The organism is Pseudomonas sp. R-28-1W-6, from assembly GCF_009799925.1.
Lineage (GTDB): Bacteria > Pseudomonadota > Gammaproteobacteria > Pseudomonadales > Pseudomonadaceae > Aquipseudomonas.
Genome location: NZ_WELK01000002.1, coordinates 93813 through 120325 on the forward strand (window position 1 = coordinate 93813; position 26513 = coordinate 120325).

The 26513-nt window shown below is 67.7% G+C and carries 24 protein-coding genes; 9 read left to right on the forward strand and 15 right to left on the reverse strand.

Going from position 1 to position 26513, the window contains the following annotated elements; genetic code table 11:
* Nucleotides 1-270 precede the first annotated feature (270 nt).
* Nucleotides 271-2802, forward strand: coding sequence for an EAL domain-containing protein (locus F3I62_RS04675; protein WP_218572740.1), 2532 nt, complete (start codon nt 271-273; stop codon nt 2800-2802).
* A 224-nt stretch (nt 2803-3026) separates the two neighbouring features.
* On the opposite strand, the gene F3I62_RS04680 is transcribed toward F3I62_RS04675, so the two are convergent.
* Nucleotides 3027-4340, reverse strand: a complete 1314-nt coding sequence (locus tag F3I62_RS04680) for an FAD-binding oxidoreductase (protein WP_160488530.1) — start codon at nt 4338-4340, stop codon at nt 3027-3029.
* Nucleotides 4341-5234: 894 nt separating this feature from the next.
* On the opposite strand from F3I62_RS04680, the gene katG reads away from it, so the two are divergent.
* Nucleotides 5235-7445: a catalase/peroxidase HPI gene (katG, locus tag F3I62_RS04685; protein WP_160488531.1), complete on the forward strand. Its 2211-nt coding sequence runs from the start codon at nt 5235-5237 to the stop codon at nt 7443-7445.
* A 136-nt stretch (nt 7446-7581) separates the two neighbouring features.
* On the opposite strand, the gene F3I62_RS04690 is transcribed toward katG, so the two are convergent.
* Nucleotides 7582-8022, reverse strand: coding sequence for a hotdog fold domain-containing protein (locus F3I62_RS04690; protein ID WP_160488532.1), 441 nt, complete (start codon nt 8020-8022; stop codon nt 7582-7584).
* Nucleotides 8023-8171: 149 nt separating this feature from the next.
* Between F3I62_RS04690 and F3I62_RS04695 the strand changes: the two genes are divergently transcribed.
* Nucleotides 8172-8789 (forward strand): TetR/AcrR family transcriptional regulator, encoded by a 618-nt coding sequence (locus F3I62_RS04695; protein ID WP_160488533.1) that lies wholly within the window; start codon nt 8172-8174, stop codon nt 8787-8789.
* 36 nt (nt 8790-8825) lie between these two features.
* Here F3I62_RS04695 and F3I62_RS04700 read toward each other — a convergent pair whose 3' ends face one another.
* Nucleotides 8826-9686: a CAP domain-containing protein gene (locus F3I62_RS04700; RefSeq protein WP_160488534.1), complete on the reverse strand. Its 861-nt coding sequence runs from the start codon at nt 9684-9686 to the stop codon at nt 8826-8828.
* A gap of 175 nt (nt 9687-9861) precedes the next feature.
* The gene (locus tag F3I62_RS04705) at nt 9862-10215 is read right to left on the reverse strand and encodes a hypothetical protein (protein ID WP_160488535.1); all 354 of its coding nucleotides are present in this window, start codon (nt 10213-10215) and stop codon (nt 9862-9864) included.
* A 149-nt stretch (nt 10216-10364) separates the two neighbouring features.
* Here F3I62_RS04705 and norR point away from each other — a divergent pair, with 149 nt between their 5' ends.
* A complete protein-coding gene (gene norR / locus F3I62_RS04710; RefSeq protein WP_160488536.1) occupies nt 10365-11912 on the forward strand; it encodes a nitric oxide reductase transcriptional regulator NorR in 1548 nt (515 codons plus the stop codon).
* 75 nt (nt 11913-11987) lie between these two features.
* Here norR and F3I62_RS04715 read toward each other — a convergent pair whose 3' ends face one another.
* Nucleotides 11988-12605, reverse strand: coding sequence for a LysE family translocator (locus F3I62_RS04715; RefSeq protein WP_160488537.1), 618 nt, complete (start codon nt 12603-12605; stop codon nt 11988-11990).
* A gap of 64 nt (nt 12606-12669) precedes the next feature.
* Between F3I62_RS04715 and F3I62_RS04720 the strand changes: the two genes are divergently transcribed.
* A complete protein-coding gene (locus F3I62_RS04720) occupies nt 12670-13584 on the forward strand; it encodes a LysR family transcriptional regulator (protein WP_160488538.1) in 915 nt (304 codons plus the stop codon).
* Between the two features lie 86 nt (nt 13585-13670).
* Here the strand turns inward: F3I62_RS04720 and F3I62_RS04725 are convergent, their stop codons facing one another.
* Nucleotides 13671-14084, reverse strand: a complete 414-nt coding sequence (locus F3I62_RS04725) for an HPF/RaiA family ribosome-associated protein (protein ID WP_160488539.1) — start codon at nt 14082-14084, stop codon at nt 13671-13673.
* Nucleotides 14085-14388: 304 nt separating this feature from the next.
* A complete protein-coding gene (locus tag F3I62_RS04730; RefSeq protein WP_160488540.1) occupies nt 14389-14805 on the reverse strand; it encodes a MerR family transcriptional regulator in 417 nt (138 codons plus the stop codon).
* Nucleotides 14806-14882: 77 nt separating this feature from the next.
* Between F3I62_RS04730 and F3I62_RS04735 the strand changes: the two genes are divergently transcribed.
* Nucleotides 14883-16112, forward strand: coding sequence for an NADH:flavin oxidoreductase/NADH oxidase family protein (locus F3I62_RS04735; RefSeq protein ID WP_160488541.1), 1230 nt, complete (start codon nt 14883-14885; stop codon nt 16110-16112).
* Nucleotides 16113-16169: 57 nt separating this feature from the next.
* Here F3I62_RS04735 and F3I62_RS04740 read toward each other — a convergent pair whose 3' ends face one another.
* The 7 genes from F3I62_RS04740 to F3I62_RS04770 all read right to left on the reverse strand — a co-directional run bounded on the left by F3I62_RS04740 (nt 16170) and on the right by F3I62_RS04770 (nt 23795).
* On the reverse strand, nt 16170-16826 hold the full coding sequence (locus F3I62_RS04740; RefSeq protein WP_160489021.1) for a cupin domain-containing protein: 657 nt from the start codon (nt 16824-16826) through the stop codon (nt 16170-16172).
* A gap of 149 nt (nt 16827-16975) precedes the next feature.
* On the reverse strand, nt 16976-18076 hold the full coding sequence (locus tag F3I62_RS04745; protein ID WP_160488542.1) for an NADH:flavin oxidoreductase/NADH oxidase: 1101 nt from the start codon (nt 18074-18076) through the stop codon (nt 16976-16978).
* A gap of 41 nt (nt 18077-18117) precedes the next feature.
* The gene (locus F3I62_RS04750; protein ID WP_160488543.1) at nt 18118-18426 is read right to left on the reverse strand and encodes a putative quinol monooxygenase; all 309 of its coding nucleotides are present in this window, start codon (nt 18424-18426) and stop codon (nt 18118-18120) included.
* A 117-nt stretch (nt 18427-18543) separates the two neighbouring features.
* Complete coding sequence (locus F3I62_RS04755) at nt 18544-19614, reverse strand: lipocalin-like domain-containing protein (protein ID WP_160488544.1); 1071 nt, start codon at nt 19612-19614, stop codon at nt 18544-18546.
* Complete coding sequence (locus tag F3I62_RS04760; protein WP_160488545.1) at nt 19604-22075, reverse strand: FtsX-like permease family protein; 2472 nt, start codon at nt 22073-22075, stop codon at nt 19604-19606. The genes F3I62_RS04755 and F3I62_RS04760 overlap by 11 nt, the downstream gene beginning before the upstream one ends.
* Nucleotides 22075-22740, reverse strand: coding sequence for an ABC transporter ATP-binding protein (locus F3I62_RS04765; protein ID WP_160488546.1), 666 nt, complete (start codon nt 22738-22740; stop codon nt 22075-22077). Before F3I62_RS04765 ends, F3I62_RS04760 begins: the two co-directional genes overlap by 1 nt.
* Nucleotides 22741-22874: 134 nt before the next feature.
* Nucleotides 22875-23795: a LysR family transcriptional regulator gene (locus F3I62_RS04770; protein WP_160488547.1), complete on the reverse strand. Its 921-nt coding sequence runs from the start codon at nt 23793-23795 to the stop codon at nt 22875-22877.
* A gap of 115 nt (nt 23796-23910) precedes the next feature.
* Here F3I62_RS04770 and F3I62_RS04775 point away from each other — a divergent pair, with 115 nt between their 5' ends.
* Together F3I62_RS04775 and F3I62_RS04780 are read left to right on the forward strand one after the other, a co-directional pair.
* The gene (locus F3I62_RS04775; protein WP_160488548.1) at nt 23911-24510 is read left to right on the forward strand and encodes a short chain dehydrogenase; all 600 of its coding nucleotides are present in this window, start codon (nt 23911-23913) and stop codon (nt 24508-24510) included.
* Nucleotides 24511-24666: 156 nt separating this feature from the next.
* Nucleotides 24667-25011 (forward strand): I78 family peptidase inhibitor, encoded by a 345-nt coding sequence (locus F3I62_RS04780; protein ID WP_160488549.1) that lies wholly within the window; start codon nt 24667-24669, stop codon nt 25009-25011.
* Here F3I62_RS04780 and F3I62_RS04785 read toward each other — a convergent pair.
* A complete protein-coding gene (locus F3I62_RS04785; RefSeq protein WP_160488550.1) occupies nt 25008-25310 on the reverse strand; it encodes a putative quinol monooxygenase in 303 nt (100 codons plus the stop codon). The two genes, F3I62_RS04780 and F3I62_RS04785, sit on opposite strands and share 4 nt — an antisense overlap.
* 387 nt (nt 25311-25697) lie before the next feature.
* Here F3I62_RS04785 and F3I62_RS04790 point away from each other — a divergent pair, with 387 nt between their 5' ends.
* The gene (locus F3I62_RS04790) at nt 25698-26435 is read left to right on the forward strand and encodes an ABC transporter substrate-binding protein (RefSeq protein WP_160488551.1); all 738 of its coding nucleotides are present in this window, start codon (nt 25698-25700) and stop codon (nt 26433-26435) included.
* Nucleotides 26436-26513 lie beyond the last annotated feature (78 nt).

The window sequence follows — 26513 nt, forward strand, 5'->3', positions numbered from 1 at the left end:
GGGATCCTGGGGCGCACACGGCCGCACAGGATAACGCGAAAGCCGCCGGGAGTTCACAGCCGTGCCGGGCGCCGCTACACGGCACGGACTAGGCGGAGCAATACCCCACGGCAACACTCGCGCCGCCGCGCCGGTAAACTTTATTGCGCGGTGTTAGACCCTTGATTGATTGACAGCAATACTGGCAATCAATCAAATGGCCACAATCACCTTCCTATTCGCACGCCGGCGAAGGCGCCGGCCACTTGCGTCACCACAAGGAAATGCTGCGTGATCGTAGAATTGAGCGGAATTCACACGCAACATCGCAGCTCGATGCGCCTGGCCCTGATGGTGCTGGGGTGCATGCTCGCCGGGCTGCTGCTGATCGAAGTGGCCGCCCCCCTGGTACCGAACAGCCGTCACTACCTGAGCTGGCACCAGCTGCTGGAAACCCTGTCCATCGTGGTCTCCGCGCTGATCTTCGCGGTCGGCTGGACCACCTTCCGCATGCACCGCCAGCGCAACATCCTGGTGGTGTCCTGCGCCTTCCTCGGGGTGGCCCTGACCGACTTCACCCACATGCTGTCCTACCGCGGCATGCCCGACTTCATCACCCCCAACGGGGTCGAGAAAGGCATCCACTTCTGGCTGCTGGCGCGCTACCTGGCGGCCCTCGCCCTGCTGCTGGTGGCCTGGCTGCCCTGGCGCCCGGCCGACGGCGAGCCCCAGGCAAGCGGCGGCAGCTGGCGCCTGCTGCCGATGCTCGGCATGTTGCTGCTGATCGTGCCGGCGCACGGCCTGTTCCTCTGGTACCCGCAGTGGCTGCCGCGCACCTTCATCGAGGGCCAGGGCCTGACCCCGTTCAAGCTGGCCGCCGAGTACGGGGTGATCGCCATCAACCTGCTCACCGTCGCCCTGCTCGCCCGCAACCTGTGGCGGCGCACCAGCTTCGACGTGGCGCTGCTGATCTGCGCCCTGCTGATCATGACCATGAGCGAGCTGCTGTTCACCCGCTACGCCTCGGCCACCGACCTCTACAACCTGGGTGGCCACCTGTACAAGGTGCTGGCCTACCTGATGCTGTACCGGGTGATGTTCGTCGAAACCATCTCCGCGCCCTACCGTGCGCTGAGCGAAACGCGCAAGCACTCGCAGGCGGTGATCGAGGCGATTCCCGACCAGCTCTTCGAACTCGACGCCAGCGGGCGCTGCCTGCAGGTGCACTCGCCGCAGCAACGCCCGCTGTTCGGCCTGCAGCGCTCGCCGCTGGGCCACAACCTGCTTCAGCTGCTGCCGCCGGACGCCGCCGACAGCTGCCGCCGCGCCCTTGAGGAAGCGCGCAGCCAGGGCCTCAGTACCGGCCAGCAACTGCAGCTGCCCGACGCCGACGACGGCATGCGCTGCTACGAACTCTCGGTATCGACCCTCGGCCGCGATGCCCAGGCACACTTCGTGGTGCTGGCCCGCGACATCAGCCAGCGCCTGCACGACCAGCAGCACATCGAACACCTGGCGCACTTCGACAGCCTCACCGGCCTGCCCAACCGCACCCTGTTCGCCTCCCGCGTCGAGCAGGCGCTAGGCCTCTGCGAACGCAACCAGCAGCCCCTGGCTGTGCTGTTCATGGACCTCGACCACTTCAAGAACGTCAACGACATGCTCGGCCACCATGTCGGCGACGCCCTGCTGATCGAGGTGGCGCAGCGCATCAAGACCCTGCTGCGCGACGAGGACACCCTTTCGCGCCAGGGCGGCGACGAGTTCATCCTGGTCATGCCCTACGCAAGCGCCCAGGATGCCGCGCACCTCGCCGAAGGCGTGCAACAACAGCTCGACGCGACCTGCCAGGTCCTCGGCAACAACCTGAAGGTCAACGTCTCGGTGGGCATCGCCATGTTCCCCACCGACGGCAACACGTTCGAGGCCCTCGCCCGGCACGCCGAAATCGCCATGTACCGGGCCAAGCAGGACGGCCGCAACCAGCTGGCCTTCTTCACCGAGGAGATGCAGGCGCAGTCCGCGCGCATCCTGCTGCTGGAAAGCGCCCTGCGCGACGCCCTGGTCCAGGACCAGCTGCAGGTGTACTACCAGCCGCAGGTGTCCATCGACGGCAGCCGCCTGGTCGGCGCCGAGGCCCTGCTGCGCTGGCAGCATCCGCAACTGGGTTTCATCAGCCCGGCCGAGTTCATCCCGATCGCCGAGAACAGCGGGCAGATCCTGCGGATCGGCGAATGGGTGCTGCGCACGGCCGCCGCGCAGATGCAGCAATGGCTGGAGCAGGGCTACTCGCCGGAGATGACCGTCGCGGTCAACCTGTCCATGGCCCAGTTCCGCGCCCCCGGGCTGTTCGAGCTGATCGGCGAGGTGCTCCGCCACAGCGGCCTGCCGGCCCATTGCCTGGAACTGGAACTGACCGAGAGCGTGGCCATGCACAAGCCGGCCAGCGTGGTGCAGATGGTGCAGCGGCTGCGCAACCTCGGCGTGCGCCTGGCGATCGACGACTTCGGCACCGGCTATTCCTCGCTCAGCTACCTCAAGCAGCTGGAAGTGCACAAGCTGAAGATCGACCAGTCCTTCGTCCACGACATCGACCGCGACGGCCACGACCAGCGCATTGTCCAGGCCATTCTCGGCATGGCCCACAGCCTGGGCATGCTGACCATCGCCGAAGGCGTGGAAACCGCCGAACAGCGCCAGCAGCTGCAACAGATGGGCTGCCACGAGGCCCAGGGCTACCTGTTCAGCCGCCCCCTGCCGGCCGCCGAGTTCGATGCCCTGGTGCGCAGCAAGGGCCTGCTGCCGGCGGCCGCGCCGGTCTGAGCCGCCAGCCCGGACAGGGTGCGCACGGCGCAGCCTGCCGGGCGCGATGGCGCCTTAGAACCTGTTCACGATCTTTTGGACTAGAGCCAGACAAGGCGCTACGCCAGTAACAGCCTCCGGCTGGTCAAAACGGCGAGGAAGCGGAGTTTACGAGCTGTAAATGAGCATTCCGAGCCTGTTTTTAACGCGGTATGGCCGACGGACAGGAGATCGTGAACAGGTTCTTAGCGCAGCTTTTCCAGCAGCCCGTAGTACCACATGCCCACGGCCAGCATCGGGTTGCCGAACACGTCGCCCAGCGGCACCTTGATGTGCTTGCAGCTGGCGAAGGTGTCGAACTGGCCGAGGCTGCCGGTCAGGGCGTTGGCCATGATCTCGCCCATGATGTGGGTGGTGGCGATGCCGTGGCCGGAGTAGCCCTGGCAGTACCAGACGTTGTCCGACAGCTTGCCCAGCTGCGGGATGCGGTTCATCACGATGCCCATGGCGCAGCTCCACTGGAACTCGATGTCCACACCCTTGAGCTGCGGGAAGGTGCGCTCGATGCACGGGCGCAGTTCGCCGGCGATATCCCGCGAGTCGCGCCCGGAGTAGTTGGCGCCGCCCCCGAACAGCAGGCGGCCGTCGGCGGTCATGCGGTAGTAGTCCAGCACGAAGCGGCAGTCGTACACGGCCAGGTTGTGCGGGTTGAGTTCCTGGGCCAGCTCGCCCAGCGGCTTGGTGGTGACGATGCCGCCCATGGCCGGGAAGATCTTGCCTTTGAGCTGCTTGGGCTCCAGCTTGTGGTAGACGTCGCCGGCCAGCAGCACCTGCTTTGCGTCGATGCGACCCTGGGCGGTGATCACCGCCGGGTTGGCGCCGTGGACGATTTCCAGCACCTCGGAATGTTCGAAGATCAGCGCGCCCAGGCTGGCGGCGGCCTTGGCCTCGCCGATGCACAGGTTGAGCGGGTGCAGGTGCATGTTGCGGGTGTTCTTCAGCGCGCCCAGGTACAGGTCGCTGCCTAGGTGCGCGCGCACGCCGTCGGCGTCCAGCAGGGTCACCGCATCGCCCATGCCGCGGCGCTGGGCCTCGGCGTAGGAGCCTTCCAGCTCGGCCATGTGCACCGGCTTCATCGCCGCATGCAGGTGGCCGTGGCGCAGGTCGCACTGGATGCCGTACTTCTCGACCCGGCTCTTGATGATTTCGTGACCGCGCCAGCGCAGGTGCCAGATGAAGTCGTCGACTTCTTCGCCCAGCTTGTTGCGCATCTGCGTGCGCATCGCCTCGTCGCCGGACAGGCTGCCGGTGACCTGGCCGCCGTTGCGCCCGGTGGCGCCCCAGCCGATCTTGTGGGTCTCGACGATAGCCACCTTGAGCCCGCGCTCGGCCAGCTCCACCGCGCTGGCCACGCCGGTGAAGCCGCCGCCGATGATCACCACGTCGACGCTGACCTGGCCCTGCAGGGTCGGGTAGTCGGTCTCCTCGTTGAGGGTGGCGGTGTAGTAGGACTGGCAGCGCTCGGCGGCGGGTATCACGGGTTTGATCGCGGCGTTCATCACGGTGTTCCTTGTTGGTCTGGGGTGCGCCGTGCGCACCCGGTGAGCTGAGAATAGGGGTCAGGCCTGCGCGAGGGACCGGCGTCAGTCCTGCTCGCCAGGCACGCGCCGATCAACTCCTCGCCCTGCGCGGTGCAGGCCCAGCTGGCGAGCTCCGGGGCCTCTTGCGCGGGGTTACATCCATAGGTTTCTGGCTAGCACAGGCCTGCCGATCGCTGATCGAGCAGGCGCCGTGACAGGAGACAGGGTCGGTCGCGGGGCCGCGGGCATGGCGCTCAGGACGGGGCGGAAGCGGCGTCAGGTGGGCGCGCGTGGCGGCAGTGCCAGAGCGCCCAGAAGGCGAGGATTTCGGGAAGCAGTTGATTGCTCCGCTCGGCACCACGCCGAGCCCCGAGCGGAAACGGGCACGGGCTGGGCAAACGCTGCGGATGCGGGATCGGGGAGCTCATGGGCAAGCAGACTCGCACGCCAGTGAGCGTTGGTTAAATCGGATTTTTTACACGCTTAGTTGTGCCCCGGCTAAACAATGCAACAGCCTGCCCCGCCGGCCTGATGCCGGCCGCACGCACGCGGGGCAGCCCAGCCAGAGCGGGTTGCGCTGGCGGGATGACCGTCGGTCGGCCATCTCCGGGCTTGCCCGCGGGCGTTGCCGAGCACCGGAAAACCTTCACGCCCCCAGCTGCGACCCGCCCTGGCCAGCCGCCCGCAGAGGGAACCGCCAACCCGCCAGAGCGGGCCAAGACGGCGATCACCCGTCGAATATCGACTCCCCGGTCATGCACTGCGGATTCCCTGACTACTATGAATCCGATGCCTAAAACCTATTGGCTCAGTCGCTACCCGGAATCCAAGCTGAACTGACCAGTCAGGTGAAGACAACAACAGGAGAGAATCATGTCCAACGATGCGAAATGCCCATTTTCCGGCGGTGCGGGCGCACACACGGTCGCCGGCGGCCAGTCCAACGCGGACTGGTGGCCCAACCAGCTCAACCTGAAGATCCTGCACCAGCATTCTGCCCTGTCCGACCCGATGGGTGAGAACTTCAACTACGCCGAGGAATTCAAGACCCTCGACCTGGACGCCGTGGTCAAGGACCTCACCGCCCTGATGACCGACTCCCAGGACTGGTGGCCAGCCGACTGGGGCCACTACGGCGGCCTGATGATCCGCATGGCCTGGCACGCCGCCGGCACCTACCGCATCGCCGACGGCCGCGGCGGCGCCGGCACCGGCAACCAGCGCTTCGCCCCACTCAACAGCTGGCCGGACAACGGCAACCTGGACAAGGCCCGCCGCCTGCTGTGGCCGATCAAGCAGAAATACGGACGCAAGCTGTCCTGGGCCGACCTGTTCATCCTCGCCGGCAATGCCGCCCTGGAGTCCATGGGCTTCAAGACCTTCGGCTTCGGCGGCGGGCGCCAAGACATCTGGGCGCCGGAAGAGGACATCTACTGGGGCGCGGAAACCCAGTGGCTGGCCACCAGTGACCAGCCCAACAGCCGCTACTCCGGTGATCGCCAGCTGGACAACCCGCTGGCCGCCGTGCAGATGGGCCTGATCTACGTGAACCCGCAGGGCCCGGATGGCAACCCCGACCCGCTGGCCTCGGGCCGCGACGTGCGCGAGACCTTCGCCCGCATGGCCATGAACGACGAGGAAACCGTGGCCCTCACCGCCGGCGGCCACACCTTCGGCAAGGCCCACGGCGCCGGCGATGCGGCCCTGGTCGGGCCCGAGCCGGAAGCCGCGCCGATCGAGGAGCAGGGCCTGGGCTGGATCAACAAGCTGGGCAGCGGCAAGGGCGTGGACACCATCACCAGCGGCATCGAGGGCGCCTGGAAACCCAACCCGACAAAATGGGACATGGGCTACTTCGACATGCTGTTCGGCTACGAGTGGGAACTGACCAAGAGCCCGGCCGGCGCCCACCAGTGGGTGGCCAAGAACGTCAAGCCGGAGCACATGATTCCGGACGCCCACGATCCGTCGAAGAAGCACCCGCCGATGATGACCACCGCCGACCTGTCGCTGCGCATGGACCCGGCCTACGAGAAGATCGCGCGGCGCTACCACCAGAACCCGCAGGAGTTCGCCGACGCCTTCGCCCGCGCCTGGTTCAAGCTGACCCACCGCGACATGGGCCCGCGCGCCCGCTACCTGGGCAAGCTGGTGCCCAAGGAAGAACTGATCTGGCAGGACCCGGTCCCCGCCGTGGATCACCCGCTGGTCGATGCCCAGGACATCGCCGCCCTGAAGGCCAAGCTCCTCGCCAGCGGCCTGTCCATCGCCCAGCTGGTCAACACCGCCTGGGCCTCGGCCGCCACCTTCCGCGGCAGCGACAAGCGCGGCGGGGCCAACGGCGCGCGCATTCGCCTGGCGCCGCAGAAGGACTGGGAAGTCAACCAGCCGGCCGAACTGGCCAAGATCCTGGCGAAGCTGGAGGCGCTGCAGCAGGACTTCAACGCCTCGGCAGCCGGCGGCAAGCGGATCTCGCTGGCCGACCTGATCGTGCTGGGCGGCTGCGCGGCGGTCGAAGCCGCGGCGAAGAAGGCCGGCGTCAGCGTCACGGTGCCCTTCACCCCGGGGCGCACGGACGCCTCCCAGGCGCAGACCGACGTCGACTCCTTCGCCGTGCTGGAACCGCGGGCCGATGGCTTCCGCAACTACGCCCGCAAGGGCCTGGAAGGCCTGGTGGCCGAGCTGCTGATCGACAAGGCCCAGCTGCTGACCCTGACCGCTCCGGAGATGACCGTGCTGATCGGCGGCCTGCGCGCCCTCAACGCCAACGTCGGGCAGGCCAAACACGGCGTGTTCACCCAGCGCCCAGAAACCCTGAGCAACGACTTCTTCGTCAACCTGCTCGACATGGGCACCAAGTGGCAGAAGTCGGCCAGCGCCGAAGGCGTGCTGGAAGGGCGTGACCGCAAGAGCGGCGATCTGAAGTGGACCGGCACGGTGGTCGACTTGGTGTTCGGCTCCAACTCGCAGCTGCGCGCCCTCGCCGAGGTCTACGCCACCAGCGATGCCCCGGCGAAGTTCGTCAACGACTTCGTGGCGGCCTGGGACAAGGTGATGAACCTGGATCGCTTCGATCTGGGCTGATCGCCTGGGCCAACCGGCGACGAGCCACCAACGCGCCGCCGTCATCCAGTCGGATACTTCGACCGGATGGCGGCGGCGCAACCTTTTCCGCCGCCGGCAGGCGTCGGCCCTGGCGGCCCAGCTCGCCCGTCCCGGTTCAGGACAGCTTCACGTTCATGGTGATCTGCGCGCTGAACACCTGCTTGCCATCGGCGTCGGTGATGACCACCGGCACGACCTTGTCCCCCTCGCTCGCCCAGTCCACTGCGGCGCCATCGGCGACCGCGGTCACGTTGCTCTTGGCCTTGGCCTGGTACTCGACCGTCATGCCCTTGGGAATCCAGCGCGCGCCGCTGGGAATGGACACGTTGGTCATCATGCCGGCGGCCAGTTCGGCGGCATTGCACATCGCGATCGCATGCACGGTACCCAGGTGGTTGGTGATCTCGCGGCTGAAAGGCACCTGCACCGTTGCATGGCCTTCACGCAGCTCGGAAACCAGCGGATTGATGCTGCTGAAATAGGGTGCCATCTGGCAGGCCATCTTGCTGAACGCTTCCGGGCCTGCGCTGGTGAACATGCTGAGAACCTGACTCATGGTTATGCCTCACGGGAATGACTTGGATTAAACAGAATAATATTCTGTTGCGGAACAATATTCTGCACTCGAGAGAGCTGTCAAGCCGGGCCCGGCTTACCCCGGGGCGGCCGTCTGCCTTACCATGGGATTTTTGCCTTGTGTCGAGCATGGAAACGTCAGACCTACTAGAGCGTTGCTACCCCGGAAGAAGGGCGGAGCTCAAACGCAGCATCCTTGGCAAGGCCCTTGCTTGCTTCAACGAGCAGGGCATCGAAGCCACCACCATCGAGATGATCCGCGCCGCGTGCGAAACCAGCGTGGGCGCCATCTACCACCACTTCGGCAATAAGGAAGGCCTGGTCGCGGCGCTGTTCCTCACCGCCCTGGATGACCAGGCCCAGCTGCGCGAGCGCTACCTGAACCAGGCCGCGAGCACCCGGGCAGGCGTGCACGCACTGGTGCACAGCTATGTGGACTGGGTCGACAGCCAGCCGGACTGGGCGCGCTTCCAGTTCCACGCGCGCTTTGCCGTGACCAAGGGGCCGTTCAAGGACGAGCTGGCCGCGCGCAACAAGACGCGCAACCGGCAGTTGCTGGAGTGGCTGGGCGCGCCGGGGCGCGGCGACGAGCTGCAACACCTGCCCGCCGAGCTGATCCCCTCCCTGATCATCGGCCCGGCCGAAAGCTATTGCCGGGCCTGGCTCTCCGGCCGGGTACGCAACCGGCCAACGGCCTACCGCGAGGTGCTGGCCGAGGCCGCCTGGCGCTCGCTCGCCACCGATTGAGCGGGGGCGGCTCGCCCGCACCCGGAAGGGCCGCCCTCAGGGCGCGCCGAACAGCATCGTCCAGTAGATGCCCGCGGCGCTGCGCGGTTGCGCCGCATAGGCCGCGCCCACCTGGGTAAAGCGCGGGTTCATCAGGTTGGCGCAATGCCCGGGGCTGGCCAGCCAGCCCGCCAGCGCCTGGTTCGGCGAGCCCTGTCCGGCGGCGATGTTCTCGCCGATCTGCCGGCCACGGTAGCCGGCGGCCCGCGCCCGATCCGCCGGCGAATCGCCGCCGGGGCCCCGGTGGGCGAAGTAGTTGGCATCGGCCATCGCCCGGCTGTGCTCCTGCGCCGCCGCTCCCAGAGCGGTATTCCAGGCCAGCGGCCGGGTGGCGGCGAAGCGCCGCTGACCACACTGGCGCGGCTTCGCCCGGGCCGCGTTGACCTGGCTGAGCAGGGCCTTGCCCGCCGCCCGCCAGTCGCCCAATTGCCCAGCGAGCAGGGGTTTCGCCAGCACCACCCGCCACTCATGCCCTCGCCGGCTGACGCCGATGTCGGCGAACTGCGGGTCGAGCAGGGCCGCGCAGTAACTGCTGCGCAGCCTGGCAAAGGCGGCCTGGGCATCCGCCGCCCCGCCCAGGCGGATGGTGCGCGCCGCCACCGCCGGATAGCCGGCCGCCTTCAAGGTATCCCGCAAACGGCCGGCATAGCCGACCGGCAAGGCCAGGCTCGACTTCAGCTGCAGCGGCGCCAGCGCCCGGACCGGGCGGCGCTCGCAGCGCTGGGGCTGGCCCCGGTAGTCATTGATGGCCGCCAGCAACTGCCGCTCCCCGCTGGCCTGGAGGGGGCCGGCGAACAGCGGCAGCAGGGGCAACAGGCAGAACGCAACGAAACGGGAGGTGCGGGCGGCTGGGGGCATGAACGGCGAACGACTCGGCAGGACTGACGACGGCAGAGGCGCCTGCTGGCGACCTCCGGATGCCGGTGTGAGACTGCCGGGCGCACGCAAGGTTCAGCGCGCGAGAGTGCGATTCGCCGCCCAGCCGAGGCGGCGCTGCCGGGCGCCGCCAGAGCAGGCGGGCGCCCTGCCCCGCTCAGTCGGCAACGGCCTGGATGCGGATGCCCTGCCGCTCGACGCGCTGGCCCAGGGCGAAGCGGGCGTTGGGCGAGCGGATCACCGCGCGCTCGCCGGCCTGGTTTTCGACTTCGTACGCCGGCTCGCTGAGCCCCGTCTCCTGCTGCACCGAGCGGCCGGCAAAGAAGCCGGCCCCGGCGCCGACCAGGGCGCCGACCGGCCCTCCGGCGGCACCGCCCAGCATCAGGCCGCTGAGCGAGCCGAGCGCCCCGCCGGCGGTGTTATCGGTGGTCTCGCGGACCACCTGGTCGGCGAAGGAGAACGAGGCGCAGGCAAGGCTCAGGCCCAGAACAATCAGGTTGGACGACTTCATGGTGACTCCAGGGAAAGTGGATTTAACTCAGCCTGAACAAACCATTAATCGTGCCAGCAGCAAAATTGATAAAAATCAATTACTTGAATAAAGCATGAGTCACTATGACCGTGGAACCGCCGTGTTTATTTGACCCGACCGGAGTCAATATGACCCACACCCCACTGCTTCAAGCCATGCTCCCGCTGCTCGACGACCTGACCCGCGAGCTGTCAGACAGCGAACGCTACCAGCGCCTGCTCGCCGCCCTGCTCGAACTGGTGCCGTGCGACGCCATCGCCCTGCTGCGCCTGGAGCAGGACCATCTGGTGCCGCTGGCCGTCAGCGGGCTCAGCGCCGACGCTCTGGGCCGCCGCTTCAAGGTCGACGAACATCCACGCCTGGCCGCCCTGCTCGAACAGCGCGGAGCGACCCGCTTCGCCGCCGACTGCGACCTGCCCGACCCTTACGACGGCCTGGTCGAATGCCGCCACGGCCGGCTCGAGGTGCACGACTGCCTGGGCTGCCCGCTGTTCATCAACGAGCGCCCCTGGGGCCTGCTGACCCTGGATTCGCTGGACCCGTCACGCTTCGGCCAGATCGCCCTGGACAACCTGGAGACCGTGGCGCGCCTGGCCGCCGCCACGGTACAGGCCGGCGAACGCATGAACAGCCTGTCGCGCCGGCTAGAAAACGAGGCCCACCTGACCGAAAGCTATCGCCTCGCCGCCGGGCAGCGACAGCCGGCGCAGATCATCGGCCAGAGCGCGGTGACCCAGCGCCTGCTGGGCGAAATCGCCCTGGTCGCCGGCAGCGAACTAACCGTGCTGATCGGCGGCGAGACCGGGGTCGGCAAGGAGCTGGTGGCCCAGGCCCTGCACCGCCAGTCGCCGCGAGCCGAGCGCCCGCTGATCAGCCTGAACTGCGCCGCACTGCCCGAGACCCTGGTCGAAAGCGAGCTGTTCGGCCACGTCCGCGGCGCCTTCTCCGGCGCGGTCAGCGAGCGCGCGGGCAAGTTCGAGATAGCCAATGGCAGCACCCTGTTTCTCGACGAGGTGGGCGAACTGCCGCTGCCGGTGCAAGCCAAGCTGCTGCGCGTGCTGCAGAGCGGGCACCTGCAGCGGGTCGGCTCCGACCGGGAGCACCAGGTCGATGTGCGCATCCTCGCGGCCAGCAACCGCGACCTCGCCGAGGAAGTGCGCGCCGGGCGTTTCCGCGCCGACCTCTACCACCGCCTCAGCGTCTACCCGCTGTACGTGCCGCCCCTGCGCGAACGCGGCCGCGACATCCTGCTGCTGGCCGGCAACTTCCTTGAGCAGAACCGCCCGCGCCTGCGCCTGCGTGGCCTGCGCCTGAGCCGGGAGGCCCAGGCGGCGCTGCTCGACTACGACTGGCCGGGGAACGTGCGCGAACTCGAACACCTGATCGGCCGCGCCGCGCTCAAGGCCCTGGCCCGCCAACCGGAACGCCCGCGGATACTGTCGATCGCCGTGGAAGACCTGGACCTGCCGGCCAGTTCAAGCGCGGTGCAGGCGGCCCTGCCCGTCGAGCGCAGCGCGAAGCTGCCGGGACTGCGCCAGGCCTCCGAGCAGTTCCAGCGCCAGCTGATCGGCGCCGCCCTCGAACGCCACCAGGGCAACTGGACCGCCGCCGCACGCGAGCTGGAGCTGGACCGGGCCAACCTCAGCCGCCTGGCGGCCCGACTTGGCCTGAAGTAACGCGCCAGGGCTGTAAAGAGCTGTTTTCAACCGGAGCTACCGGAGGGAACCGGCAGAAATCGGGCAGCAGAACGTTCAGTGACTTCGCTGAGCTATCGCCAGCATCACGCCAAAACTAACTAGCAATCCTCCAAAAGCGCGATCCACCCAATGCCGAACCGCAATCAACTCTTCCCGAATCCGTCCGTTCGAAAAAAACATCGCAACTAGGCTGAACCAGCTGATATGCGCCGCTGAAATGAATACTCCGTAGGCAATCTGCATTGGCAAGGTCGTCTCAGGCCCCACTACACCGATGAAAAGGCTGACGATGAAAATCGATGTTTTGGGATTCAGTGCATTGGTCAGGAACCCCGCGCGAAGAGCTGCGAGATCAGACGATGCAGTGGCTGGGATAGCAAATTGACCTACGGCGGGCATGGCCCCCAGCATCTTTATCCCGAGATAAATCAAATAAGCGGCCCCGACCATCTTCAGCGCACTGAATAGCCAAAGCGAGTGCTGAAGAACCAGCCCAAGCCCCAGCAGGGTGTAGCAGACATGCACAAAGATCCCAAGGCCGATACCGGCAGCCGTAAGGACTCCGGTACGGCGTGAAAGCAGAAGGCTATTGCGAGAAACAAGGGCAAAATCAGGCCCGGGACTGATGCACGCCAGCAAAGTTATAGTGACTACAGCTATCCATTCGTTCATGAAGTAATTTGCCTATGGTTCGAGATAGCCAAATTTTTGCTGCGTAACAGGCGGATGACTAACGATGCTTTCTCAAGAAAAAGGTGAGTTTGAGTCACCATTATCGATTTCTCGCCTGCCCTCTCTGGTTGCTTTGCGCTGCTTCGAGGCAGCCGCCCGTTTAGAGAACTTTGCTCGTGCAGCCGCAGAGTTGCATGTCACTCCGGGCGCGATAAGCCGCGCCGTGCGCTTGCTAGAGGATGAGTTGGGCGTCGATCTGTTCGAGCGCCGTAGTCGGCGCGTGTTCATCTCAGACGACGGGCGCAAGCTGGCAATCGCGGTTCGCGAAGGCTTGGGCTTGATGACTCAGGCAGTAAAGGAAATACGAGTGAAGGCACGTAGTGATCGACAACTGGTGCTTTCTTGCGAACCCACGTTGTTAATGCGCTGGCTCATTCCACGCTGGAGTGAATTCCAGATGCGCCGCCCGGACTTGAACATTCATCTCGTAGCAGGAGGTGGGGCCTTCTCCTTCGATCACGGTATTGACCTCGCGATCCGCCGCGACGACTTCCCCCGTCCTGATCATTACTACGCGAAAGAGTTGTTCCGTGAGAAGGTTGCCCCGGTGTGCCGGCCTGACAGGGTTTGCGAGTGGTTCACCGCAGACGGCGAGCTCGTTGCGACCGCGCCTAAATTGCTCACCCGAACACGGCCCAATGCTTGGCAAGAATGGGCCGCTGCTGCTGGCCGATCCACGCCCACGGTGGAGGGACAGTGCTTTGAGCACTTTTACTTTAGCCTGCAGGCAGCAGTCGCCGGCCTTGGTGTAGCCATTGGCCCCTGGCACTTGGTGCAAGACGATATTCAAAACGGTGTGTTGGTTGCACCTTCCGGCTTCGTTGAGGATGGTTCGCGGTATTGCCTGCTTTCACCAGCAGCACTCGAACCAGATAGCGTAGAGATGGAGCTATCGCAGTGGCTGAGCACATCAGGCTGAACACCCCATCTACCGACCATAAAAAAACCGCCCAAACGGGCGGTTTTCCAGGGTGGGTTGGCGGGCCCGATCGGCGGGCCGGGTCTTCAGCCGCGTTCCAGCTCTTCCTGTTTGGCCAGGAATTCCTCTTGCAGCAGGGCATCGGTGAGCAGCGGCTCGCCCGGGGCTTCGATGCGGCCGGTGGAGACCACCTTGTTTTCGAGGCGGCCGGCCAGGTGTTCCAGGGCGTGGCGCATCTTCTCCACGGCGCCGTCCACGGCAATGCCCATTTCCTCGGATTTGTGGGTGACGGATATCGGCTGGTGGCCTTTCGGGCGGGCCTCGATGTGGCAGCGCTTGTCGTCGGCGCCGGACTTGTGTGCGTTTTCGTCGCTGATATGGACGACCACTCGGGTCAGGAACTCGTCGAAATGATCGAGTTTGTCCAATACGGCGGAGCTGACCCACTCCTGAAGCCGAGCACTGCCTTCGATCTGGTTAGTGTGCACTTGAACTTGCATAGGGCTTCCTCGTTTTACTGGGTGTTGTTTCGAGGTGGTGCGGCCGCTGAGGTTCAGGCTGGTGCAACGTCTCCCATGGTGATGCCTGCTGCTGCGGGGAAATGCAGCGTAGTGATCGGGCACTTCACGTGCGCTATCGACTTCGTATCCCCCGGCAGTGCCACACAACATCGAATCAGCTCTGGCTCTTCGGCCAAGGCTGGTTGAATTCAGTCCTTGCCCTAGTCTTACTACAGTCGCGCCGGCCAGGCAAACACTGCGTGCTCATACCATGGTCGCGACTGTGTCGACAGATTGCCGCGCCCTACTCGCCCGGCCCCGCGCCCCGCAGGTTGGCCAGCACCCGCTCGGCGTTTTCCGTGCACTGCATGCCCTCCGGCTTGCTCTCGATGCCGGCGATGATGCTCAGCAGTTGCGCCTTGTTCTGCGCCAGGCGCTGCTGCATGGCCTCGATCTCGTCGACCTTGCGCCGCAGGCTGGCCAGCAGCTCGTCGTGGGCCCAGCCCTGCTGCTCGCTGCCCGGCAGCAGGCGGCGGATTTCCTCCAGGCTGAAGCCGGACTGCTGGGCGCAGGCGATGAGGCCGAGGGTCTGCACCGCCTGTTCCGGATAGCTGCGGTAGCCGTTGGCCTGGCGCTGGGCGGCGATCAGCCCGCTGGCTTCGTAGAAGCGGATGCGCGACGGGGCCAGGCCGGTGCGCGTGGCCAGTTCACCGATTTTCATGATTTGTGCTCCGGGCTATTGACCTTTAAGTTGACTTTAACCTTAGGCTTGCCCCATCTGCTACCCCGGAGTACGCCATGACCGCCTTCCAACCGCTGCAACTGCCCAACGGCACCCTCATCCCCAACCGCATCGCCAAGGCGGCGATGGAAGAGAACCTGGCCGACGCCAGCCAGGGCCCCTCCGCCGAGCTGCTGCGCCTGTACCGGGCCTGGGCCGCAGGCGGCGCCGGGCTGCTGCTGACCGGCAACGTGATGGTCGACCGCCGCGCCATGACCGGCCCCGGCGGCGTGGTGCTGGAAGACGAGCGCCAGCTGGACAAGTTCCGCGAGTGGGCGCGCATCGGCCGCGCCCAGGGCGCGCAGTTCTGGATGCAGATCAACCACCCCGGCCGGCAGATGCAGGCCAACCTCGGCCAGCCGACCGTCGCCCCCTCGGCGGTGGCCCTGGAGCTGGGCGGCCTGTCGAAGATGTTCCCCGTGCCCAAGGCACTCAGCGACGAGGAGATCGGCGCGCTGATCCAGCGTTTCGCGCGTACCGCACAACTGGCCGAACAAGCCGGCTTCAGCGGCGTGCAGATCCACGCCGCGCACGGCTACCTGCTCAGCCAGTTCCTCTCGCCGCTGAGCAACCAGCGCACGGACAGCTGGGGCGGGCCGCTGGAGAACCGCGCACGCCTGCTGCTGGAAGTGGTCAAGGCGGTACGCGCCGTGGTGGCGCCGGGCTTCTGCGTGGCGGTCAAGCTCAACTCGGCGGACTTCCAGCGCGGCGGCTTCGACGGCGCCGACGCCAAGCGCGTGGTGCAGATGCTCGGCGAGCTGCGGGTCGACCTGGTCGAGCTGTCCGGCGGCAGCTACGAGGCGCCGGCCATGCAGGGCGATGCCCGCGACGGCCGCACCCTGGCGCGCGAGGCCTACTTCCTCGAATTCGCCGGGGAGATCGCCGCCGTGGCGAAGATGCCGCTGATGGTCACTGGCGGCATCCGCCGCCTGCCGGTGGTCAAGCAGGTGCTGCAAAGCGGCGTGGCCATGGCCGGCATTGCCACCGCCCTGGCCATCGAGCCGAACCTGCCGCGCCGCTGGCAGGCCGGCGAGCGGCAGGCAAGCGCCGAGCTGGCACCGATCCGCTGGAAGCACAAGGCCCTGGCCTCGCTGGCCTACATGGCCACGGTGAAGTTCCAGATGCACCGGCTCAGCCGTGGCGGCCAGCCCAAGCCGAACGTGTCGCCGCTGCGCGCGCTGCTCGCCGAGCAGCTGAAGACCGCGCGCCGCACCCGCCTGTACAAGCGCCTGATGGCTGCCGGTTAAGCACCTGCTCACGCTCGCTCCAGGTCGGCGCACCCTAAGCGAGAGCGTGTACAGCCCCTACGCCGGCAGATGCCCGGTCTTCACCCAGATCAGGCAGCCCGCATCGCTGAACGGCGTGTGTTCGGACAGGTGTGGGTTGCGCAGCCAGCTGCCGGCCGGGTAGTCGCCGAATTCGTCCTGGAAGGTGCCTTCGAGCACCAGGATTTCCTCGCCCCCCCAGTGCCGATGACGGTTGAAACGGGTGCCCGGCGCCCAGCGCACCAGCGCCACCTGCTCAGTACCATGCTGATGCAGCGGCAGTACCTGCAGGCCCGGCACCAGCCCCGGTAGCCAGGCGACTGCGTTGCTGTCGATCACCACCGGTTGCTGGTCGTCGGCGGAAAACTGCATGAGTTTGACGAAGATGATGCAGCCTTCCCGGCTGAACGGCGCGTGATGGCTGCCGATCGGGTTGCGCACATAGGTCCCGGCCGGGTAGTCGCCGCGCTCGTCGGAGAACACCCCGTCCAGCACCAGGAACTCCTCGCCCCCCGGATGCGTGTGCTCGCTGAAATGCGAGCCGGCGGCATAGCGCACGATGGAGGTGGCCCGCGCCAGTTCCTCACCGATGCGGTCGAGCATGATTCGCTCCACACCAGGCATAGGTGAGGGCACCCAGGGGCTTTCACCGGGACGGGTAATGGCGCGTTGGCTGAAGTCGGCGTTGAGCTGCATGGGCATTGGCGATCCGTGGGGGGATGTAGAGAGTTGATGCCATACGCACCGGTTTGTCACGTCACCCGGGATGCACCGCTCCCACCCTGCATGTTGACGGCAGATAAGCGGTTAAACGCAAAGGGCCCGGCATGCCGGGCCCTCTGGGGTTACTGCGCGACCTGGTAGCGTTCCAGCCAGTGCGCATAGGGCGCCGGCAGGACCCAGGTGGGCCGCTCGACCCCGAGCTGCTGCGCCGCCTGCAACGGCCAGTGCGGGTTGGCCAGGTGGGCGCGGCCGACCATCACCAGGTCCATCTGTTCCTCGGCCACCACGCGTTCGGCATTGGCCGGCGCATCGATGCCCCAGGACGACGCCACCGGCAGTTCCGCTTCGCGGCGCACCCGCTCGGCGATCGATGCCAGGAAGGCCGGCCCCCAGGGGATGCTGGTCTCGGCGATGGTGAAGCCGACGCTGACGCTGAGCAGGTCCAGGCCGCCGCGGCGCATGGCCTTGGCCAGCTCGATGGACTCGGCCAGGGTCGCCTCGTCGCGCCCGTCGTACTCGATCACGCCGAAACGTGCCGTCAGCGGCAGGTTGGCCGGCCATACCTCACGTACCGCAGCCAGGGTTTCCAGGAGGAAACGGCTGCGCCCGGCGAAGTCGCCGCCGTAGGCATCGTCACGCCGGTTGGCGTGCGCGCTGAAGAAGCTCTGCGCCAGGTAGCCGTGGGCGAAGTGCAGCTCCAGCCACTCGAAACCGGCATCGCGGGCGCGGCGGGCCGCGGCAACGAAGTCGGCCTTGACCCGGGCGATGTCGTCCAGGGTCATGGCCTGAGGCACCTTGGGCAGGTGTGCGCCGAAGGCCACGGCCGACGGGGCGATGGTCTGCCAGCCGCGCGCATCGCCCTCGGCGATATGGTCGTCGCCTTCCCAGGGACGGTTGGCGCTGGCCTTGCGCCCGGCGTGGGCGATCTGGATGCCCGGCACCGCGCCACCTGCCTTGATCGCCTGGGCGATACGGGCCATGCCCTCGGCCTGCTGGTCATTCCACAGGCCGGTGCAGCCGGGGCTGATGCGCCCTTCTGGAGACACCGCGGTGGCCTCGACGATCACCAGACCGGCGCCGCCACGGGCCAAACCGGCGTAATGATGCAGGTGCCAGTCAGTGGTGACGCCGTCGATGGCGCTGTACTGGCACATGGGCGGCACCGCGATGCGGTTGCGCAGGGTGACATCCTTGAGCTGGAACGGAGAAAACAGAGCAGACATCGTCAATCCTCACGAAAGTGAATCAGGCGGCGCGAAGCGCCTCAGGAATTTAAAGGAGCCAGGTCGAGGGCAGCGGCGCTGCGCACGTCCACCGGCGCGGCCAGCCAGTCGCCGATCAGGTCGCGGAAGGCCTGGTAGTGGGCGCTGGCACGGTGGGCGGCCACCGCCGCTTCGTCGGCATAGAGTTCGAACAGGTCAAAGGTCGCCGCGTCATCGTCACGCACGAACAGGTCGTAGCGCAGGTTGCCGGGCTCGCGGCGGCTGGCCTCGACCATCTGGCGCAGCGCCTGCTCGAGGGCGGCGCGGTGCGCGGGGTGGGCAGTCAGGCTGGCAAACAAGGCAATCGGCATAAGGGTTTCCCACGGCTGGAATCGGTGGGGGCATCTTAAAGAGCGCGCCGTGCTTCGATAATTCGAACGTCTTGATGGCCAGTATCGATGAATTGAATAGTCCGCCCCGAGGCCAGCTCAGTAGCCGGTCATTTCCAGATAGCCGCGCCCGCCGACGCTGCCGCGCAGGCGCACCGGGCCTTCCCAGTAGGGGAAGCTGGTGCCCATCCAGGCCTGGGGCTGCAGCGCCTCGACCTCGACATCCACGCCCTGGGCCGCCACCTGCACCCGCCAGCGGGTCGGCACCCGCCGGCCGTTGTCCAGCTCGGTACTGGCCAGCGGGCTGAGCCGGATCTGCTCGCCGCGCAGCGCTTGGCTGCGGCCATCGGCGCCGATCCAGGTGCCGGCGCGATAGGGCTGACCCTCAGTCTGGCGCACCTGGAACAGCATCAGCTTGGCGCCGCCGTCCAGGTGCAGGGAGAACCAGTCCCAGCCCTGCTGCTCGGCGGCCAGCGGCTGGCTGCTCCATTCGCGGTCGAGCCAGGCCTGGCCGCTGACCCGATGGCGCTGGCCGCCCCGCTCGATCTCGCCGCTGACCCGGTAGAACGGCTGGCTGTAGTAATAGGAGGCCTGGCCCTGGCCGGATTTCTCGCTGTAGCCCTGCGCGCCGTGCAGCACCAGCGGGCCGTCGGCGCGCAGCTGCAGGTCGTAGCGAAAATCCGCGCCGGCGGCCTGCATCTGCAGCTGCTGCAGGCCCTCGCTGCCGGTGCTGTGCAGCGACCAATCGTCGATCCAGGCGCGGAACGGTTGCGCCGCCACCCCGGCCTGGCCGATACCGCCACGGCCCAGGCGCTCGGCGAACTGGTGGCCGAACGGCCCGCTCAGGCCGGCATGGCCCAGCCACAGATTCGGGCTGTCCCAACCGACCTGCTCGGCGCCGGGGCGCAAAGCCGAGCGAAACAGCGTCCACTGCACGCCCCAGTCGCGACCCTGCTCGTCGGTGAGGTTGGCGGTGACGTACCACCATTCGATGCGATAGCCATGATGGGCGCCGTGATCGGCCGGGAACTGCAGCGCCCGGCCCGATTCGACCGCACTGAAACCGACGACATCCTGGCCCAGGCCAGCGAAACCAGCGCTTGGCGCGGGCGCGTCGTCACAGCCGGCGAGCAGCACAGCGGCCAGCCACAACAGACTTCTAGCGTTCATCGGCGAACTGCCTCAACAGGTCGGCCGGCTGGCGGCGCGCCAGTTGCCACAGCGGCCCGGCGGCGGCCAGCAGGCTGGTGAACAGGCCGAGCAGGCCCAGCTGCAGCAACTGGGCGGGGAACACATGCAGCGGCAGGCGCCAGCCGAAGGCCTGCACGTTGACCACCGCCACCAGGCACCAGGCCAGCAGCAGACCCAGGGGCATGGCCAGCAGCACGGTGAGGCTGGCCAGCAACAGCGTCTGCCCCAGGCTCAGCCAGGCCAGGCGCGCCCGCCCCAGGCCCAGGGCCCAGAGCGGCGCCAGCTGGCTCAGGCGGCTCTGGCCGAGGGTCAGCAGGCTGATGAACAGCGCCACGCCGGCCACGCCGAGGGTCAGGCTGTTGAGCGCGGCGGTGGCGGCGAAGGTGCGCTCGAACACCCGGGTCGACCAGCGCTTGAGCGAGGCCTGGTCGATCAGCCGGCTGCCATCCAGCGCGTAGCGCTGCTCCAGTTCGGCCTTGAGCGGCGCGACTCGCGCGGCCGGCAGGCGCAGGCTGAGGTTGCTCAGGCTGGCATCCGGCCAGTGCCGGCGCAGCCAGGCGGCGTTCAGCAGCAGATGGCCCTTGGGGTTGCCATAGTCGGCGTACAGGCCGAGCACCGGCAGGCGCTGTTCGCCGTCCGCCGCCGGCAGCACCAGCGCATCGCCCAGGCGCAGCTTGAGCCGGCGCGCCAGCTGTTCGCTGAGCAGCACGCCCTGCCCCGCCGCCAGCTGCGTCCAGGCGTCGGCCTGCTGCTCCAGCAACGGCCAGTGTTGGCGGTAGCTGGGGTGATCGACGATGCCCTGCAGCTGCGCCGGCCAGCCCTGCAGGCGCAGCTCGACCCGCCAGCTCGGCAGGATCGCCGTGATGCCGGGCTGCGCGGCGAGCCAGGCGCTGATCTGCTCGGCCTGCTCGGTGTCGCGCGGGGCCAGGTACAGCTCGGCAGACAGGCGCTGGTCGAGCCAGCCGGTAAAGGTCTGGCGAAAGCCCTCGGTCATGCTGCCCACCCCGACGCTGGCGGCCAGGGCCAGCAGCAGGGCCATCAGCGCCAGGGCCAGGGCCGGCAGCTGCTGGCGACTGTCGGCGACGAACCATTCGCTCAGCGGCCCGCGACAGTGCCGGGCGAGCAGCGCCAGGGCGCCATCCAGCAGGGCCGGCAGCAGCAGCGCCGCGGCCAGCAGCAAGGCCGCCAGCAGGGCGAAGGCCGTGAGCAGGCTGTCGCCGAAACGCCAGCAGGCCAGCGCCAGCACCAGCAACCCGGCCGCCAGCAGCGCCTGGCGCCGCAGCCACAGGCCCTGAGCCAGGCGCCAGGCCTGCGGCTGGGCCAGCGCCAGCAACGGCAGCTTGGCCGCACGCAGCAGGCTGCTGGCACCGGCGAGCAAGGCGCCGAGCAGGCTGATGGCCAACCCGGCCAGCCACCACTGCGGTGCCAGGCTCAGCTGGCCGGCCACTTCGGCGCCATACAGGCCGCGCAGGCTGGCGGCGACATCGGCCAGCAACAGGCTGGCCAGCAGATAGCCGCTGGCCACCCCGGCCAGGCCGCTGAGCAGGGCGAACAGGCCCAGCTCGATGGCCAGCGCGCCGAGCAGCCCGCCCAGGCTGACGCCGCAGGCGCGCAGGGTGCGCAGCAGGCCACGGCGCTGCTCCAGGGCCAGGCCAATGGCGGCATGCACGATGAACAGGCCGACGATGAAGGCCAACAGGCCGAGGGCCGTGAGGTTGAGGTGAAAGCTCTCGGTGAGGCGCTGCAGGTCGTCGCCATCGGCGGCCGGCTGCAGCTGGAGCACGGCCTGCAGATCGTCCGGCAGTGCGCGGGTGGCGAAATCCGCCGGCAGCAGCAGGCGCGACAGCTGCCCCGGCGCCTGCAGCAGGCGCTGGGCCTGGCCGATATCGACGACGATCACCCCCGGCGCCAGCTGCTCCTGCACCTGCAAGGGCGGCAGGCGCTGGCCATCCACCGTGAGCGCCTGTTCGCCCACCTGCAGGCCGAGGCGCTGCAGGGTGTCGGCGGCAATCCAGGCCTGGCCCGGGCTGCCGAGGAAACTGGCGATATCCAGGCCGGCGCCGGGGCGCCCGGCCACCGCGCTGCCGTGCGGCAGGCTCAGCGGCTCGATGCCGAGCAGCTGCACGCTCAGCGGCTCCTCGCCAGCGAAACGCAGGCGCCCTTCCAGCACCGGCGACACCGGCCAGCCGCTGCGGCGCAGCTGCACGTAGGCGGCCTGGGCGAAGCGCGGGCCCTGGCGCGCCACCAGCTGCGCCTGCGCCGGGCCGGCCAGCACGGCACTGGCGCGGGCATAGTCGGCGCGCGCCTGGCTGTTCAGCGCCTGCACGCCGGTCCACAAGGCGGTGGCCAGCCACAGGCCGGTGAGAATGCTGAAGAACTGCAGCGGATGGCGGCGCCAGTGGCTGAGCAGCGCCTGCAGGCTGATGCGCAGCATGCCCATCAGGCCTCCTGAGCCGCGACCCGGCCCAGGTGCAGGTACAGGCTGTGCTCCAGGCGCGCGGCCAGACGGGCGCTGTGGGTGACCATCAGCAGGCTGCTGCCGGCCTCGCCGACCAGCTGCAGGAGCAGGTCGAGCACCGCCTCGCTGCTCGCCTCGTCCAGGCTGCCGGTGGGTTCGTCGGCCAGCACCAGCGACGGGCGGGAGGCCAGGGCGCGGCCGATGGCCACGCGCTGCTGCTGGCCGCCGGAGAGCTGTTCCGGGTAGCGCTGCAGCAGTGGGCTCAGGCCCAGGCGCTCGGCCAGGTAGGCGACCCAAGCCGGATCATGGCGGCCGGCCAGGCGCGCCTGGAAGGCCAGGTTGGCCGCCACGTCGAGGCTGCTGATCAGGTTGTATTGCTGGAACACCAGGCCGATGCCTTCGCGGCGCCAGCGCGCCAGCTCGACCTCGCGGCGCCCGTCCAGCGGCACGCCGTCGACCAGGATGCGCCCGCTGTCGGGCCGCTCCAGGCCGGCGACCAGGTGCAGCAGGGTGCTCTTGCCGCTGCCGGACTCACCCATCAGCGCCAGGCTGCTGGCGCCAGGCAACTGCAGATCGACCCCACGCAGCACCGCCAGGTTGCCCTGGGCGGTGGCGAACGACTTGTGCAGGTTCTCGACGATCAGCATCGGCAGCAGTGCCTCCCTTGCATGGCGGTTTACCCTCCCCGGCCGGAACCGGCGGATAAGCCGGGCGCTTCCATAGGCTGGCAAGGAGGGACTGGACTGGCAAGCCGGACTGTCATATCAGCCGCGCCCATCGATCAGTCCGGTCGAGTCAGGCCATCGAGCACCTGGCGGCTGCGTTCGAACCAGCCCAGCAGGTAATCCACCAGCGCCTGGGTGCGCCGCGGCAGGCTGCCCTGCCAGGGATGCACGAGAAACACCGGGGTGCTGCGGGTCTGGTAGTCGCGCAGCAACCAGCGCAGGCGACCGTCGGCCAGTTCGTCCTGGATCATGTATGACGGCAGGCGGGCGATGCCGGCGCCGCTCAGCGCGGCCTTTTTCAGCAGGCTGTAGTGGTTGCTGGCCAGATTGCCGGAGACCCGCACGCGCTCCAGCTGGTGCTGGCGGTGGTACAGCCACTCCTCGAAACCGCTGTAGTGGGTGTTCAGCAGGCACTGCCGGCTGGCCAGCTCGGCCGGCTGCTGCGGCGTGCCGTGCTGCTGCAGATAGGCCGGCGCGGCGCAGGTGATTTCCTGCAGGGCAAACAGCGGCCTGGCCACCAGCCGCTCGTCCAGCTGCTGACCGGAGCGGATGCCCAGGTCGAAGCCGTCGGCGACCAGGTCACGGTAGCTGTTGGACAGGTCCAGCTCGACGCGCACCTTGGGGTACTGGTGGACGAAGTCGAGCAGCAGCGCATCGAAGAAGGTCTCACCCAGCGACACCGGCACGGTCAGGCGCACGGTGCCGGCCACCTCATCCTGCAGGCTCTGCACCACCTGGCGTGCGCGCTGGGCCTGGACCTGCAGCGCCTGGGCCTCGGGCAGCAGCGCGGCGCCGGCGGCGGTCAGGTACAGACGGCGGGTGGTGCGATGCAATAACACGCAGCCGAGGCTGCGTTCGAGCTGGCTGATGCGTTTGGACAACTGCCCCTTGCTGCAGCCCAGGCGCTCGGCGGCGGCGGTGAAACTGCCGGCCTCGACCAGCAGGGCGAAGGCGGCCAGGTCTTGCAGTTCGCTCATGGCACGGCGCTCATTGTTTCCACATGAGAACCAAAGGTTTCACATTGCCCTGATTATTGGCAACAGCACTTTCCCTACACTGGCTCCGTCATCCACAGCAATCGGGAGTCACTCCATGAAAATCATCCTGATCGGCGCCAGCGGCACTATCGGCCGGGCCATCGCCAGCGAGCTGCAAGAGCGTCACCAGATCATCCGGGTCGGCCGCAACAGCGGCGAGTTGCAGGTAGACATCCGCGACCCTGCCTCGATCAGCCGCCTGTTCGAACAGACCGGCCCGTTCGACGCGCTGATCAGCGCCGCCGGCAACGCCCACTTCGGCGCACTGGAGGAACTGACGGCCAAGGAATTCGCCGTCGGCCTCGACGACAAGCTGATGGGCCAGATCAACCTGGTGCTGCTCGGCCGCGAGTTCGCCAACGACGGCGCCTCCTTCACCCTCACCTCCGGGGTGCTCAGCGAAGACCCGATCCGCTACGGCGCCGCGGTGAGCACGGTCAACGCCGCCCTCGACGGCTTCGTCCGCGCCGCCGCCATCGAGCTACCGCGCGGCCTGCGCATCAACAGCGTGAGCCCGACCATCCTGGAAGAGTCGCTGCCGGCCTACGGCGCGTATTTCCGCGGTTTCAAGCCGGTGCCGGCGGCAACCGTGGCCCTGGCCTACGCCAAGAGCGCCGAGGGCCGGCAGACCGGCCAGGTGTACCGGGTGCTGTGAGCCGTTGGCGTAGGGCGGGTTCACCCGCCCTACGCCCCACGAAGAAGCCAGGATCAGCGGCCAAGACCGCGCAGCAATTGTTATGATGGCGATCTTGTCAGGGCGGCACATGGCCGCCCGTTTCACTCTGCGCCCGATTACCACAAGGACGACATCATGACCGGCACCCTTGCCCGTACCGCCCTCTTCGGCCTCGGCCTGGCCCTGCTCGCCGCCTGCGGCAGCAACCCGGAAAAGGCCCCGGAAGCTGCCGCAACCAAGGTGACCGCGAACAGCGAGCCCAGCGCCGACTTCGACAGCCGCTGCGATGCCGACCCGATCCACGAGCTGATCGGCAAGACCCTCGACAACCAGCTGGCCACCGAGGCCCGCGACCAGGCCGATGCCCGTTTCCTGCGCATCACCCGGCCGAACCAGCCGGTGACCATGGACTACAACCCGCAGCGCCTGAACATCGACATCGACGATGCCGGTGTGATCCTCCAGGTCAGCTGCGGCTAAGCCGCGCAGGTGCCGGGCTCGGTCGCCAGGTCCATCTGGCGGATCAGGCCGCGTGCCACCAGCTGCGCCAGCAGCTGCACATGGGGCTGCTGCAGGTGCGCCTGCAGCGCCGCCGAGCTGGCCCAGTGCCCGCGCAGGTGCCACAGATCGGCCTGGCCGGCGTCCTGCTGCAAGCCGTAGCCCAGGCAACCGTCGTCACGCCGGGCGCGGCGCACCAGCAACGCCAGGTGCCGGCCCAGCTCCTCGCTGCGGCCGAAACTGGCGCGGACCTGCGCCAGGCTGAAAATCGCCTCATTCATCTTCGCTACTCCCTGAGCCTGTGCGACCACGCGTGGTCGCACAGGCCGATCAATACCGCCGCGCAGCGGGTCGCGGCGCCAGGCTGAAGCCTGCGCCCCGGGACGTCCTGGGGGTTAACCGATTACTGCGGGTTTCTTGCCCGATCCTGCACGGCTGAGGACATGGCGCAGTGGCATGGGCAGACCGTCCGCGCCGCCGAGGCGGGCAACTTCTTCGCCACGGGGCGCTTCCAAGCCACGCGTATGCCGTTATGATCGTCGGCCAGATTGGCCATGATTTTGCCTATAGAGGGCGGGTGGCGGGCCGTGCAGCTAGCCGCGCACGACCGCGACCCGCCACCACAACAAGACGCAGAGCACAGGGCGAGAGGGACACCAGTGAAGGAGATGCTGATAGCGGCGCTATTGCTGTTGCCCGCTGGCTTCGCCACGGCCCGGGACTGGCAGGTCTACACCCACAGCCTGGGCGAACAGGCCTACGTCGCCGACGGCAACCTGCACGGCAAGGAGCATGCGGGCAAGCGCGCCTTCTACCTGGAGCTGGTGCACAGCCTGCTGGCCGAGCTGGGCCAGCCCGCGCCGATCAGCGAGGTGCCGCTGGCGCGCGGCCTGATGCTGGTTGAAAAGCAGCCGTACGTGGTGCTGTTCAACCTCAGCCGCACCCCTGAGCGCCTCGATCTGGTGCACTGGGTCGGGCCGACCCTGCAGGAAACCGACTACCTCTACGAAAGCCGCCGCACGCCCACCGGCATCCGCAGCCTGGCCGACGCCCGCGACCTGCCGGTGTGCATCCTCAACGGCAGCTCCCACGATGAACTGCTGGCCAAGCTGGGCTTCCGCCAGCTCAAGCGCCACACCTCCTACGCCGGCTGCTTCCGCATGCTGGCCGCCGGCCGGGTAAAGCTGGTGGCCTCGGCCGACGCCGGCCTGGCGCAGAAGCTGCACGAAGCCGCGGTCGCCAGCGACGAGATCCAGGCCAGCGCAGTCAGCCTCGGTCAGGACCAGGGCTATATCGCCCTGTCGAAAAGCACCCCGGCGAGCGAGGTGGCGCGCTGGCAGGCGGCGCTGCAGAGCATGCGGCAAAGCGGCAAGTACCAGGCCCTGTACCGGCGCTACGCGCAGTAGCGCAGGCCAGGCCGGAGCTGACACAAAACTGCCGGATACTTGCCTGATCCTGCCGAGAAGATCGGCCGCGCAAGATTT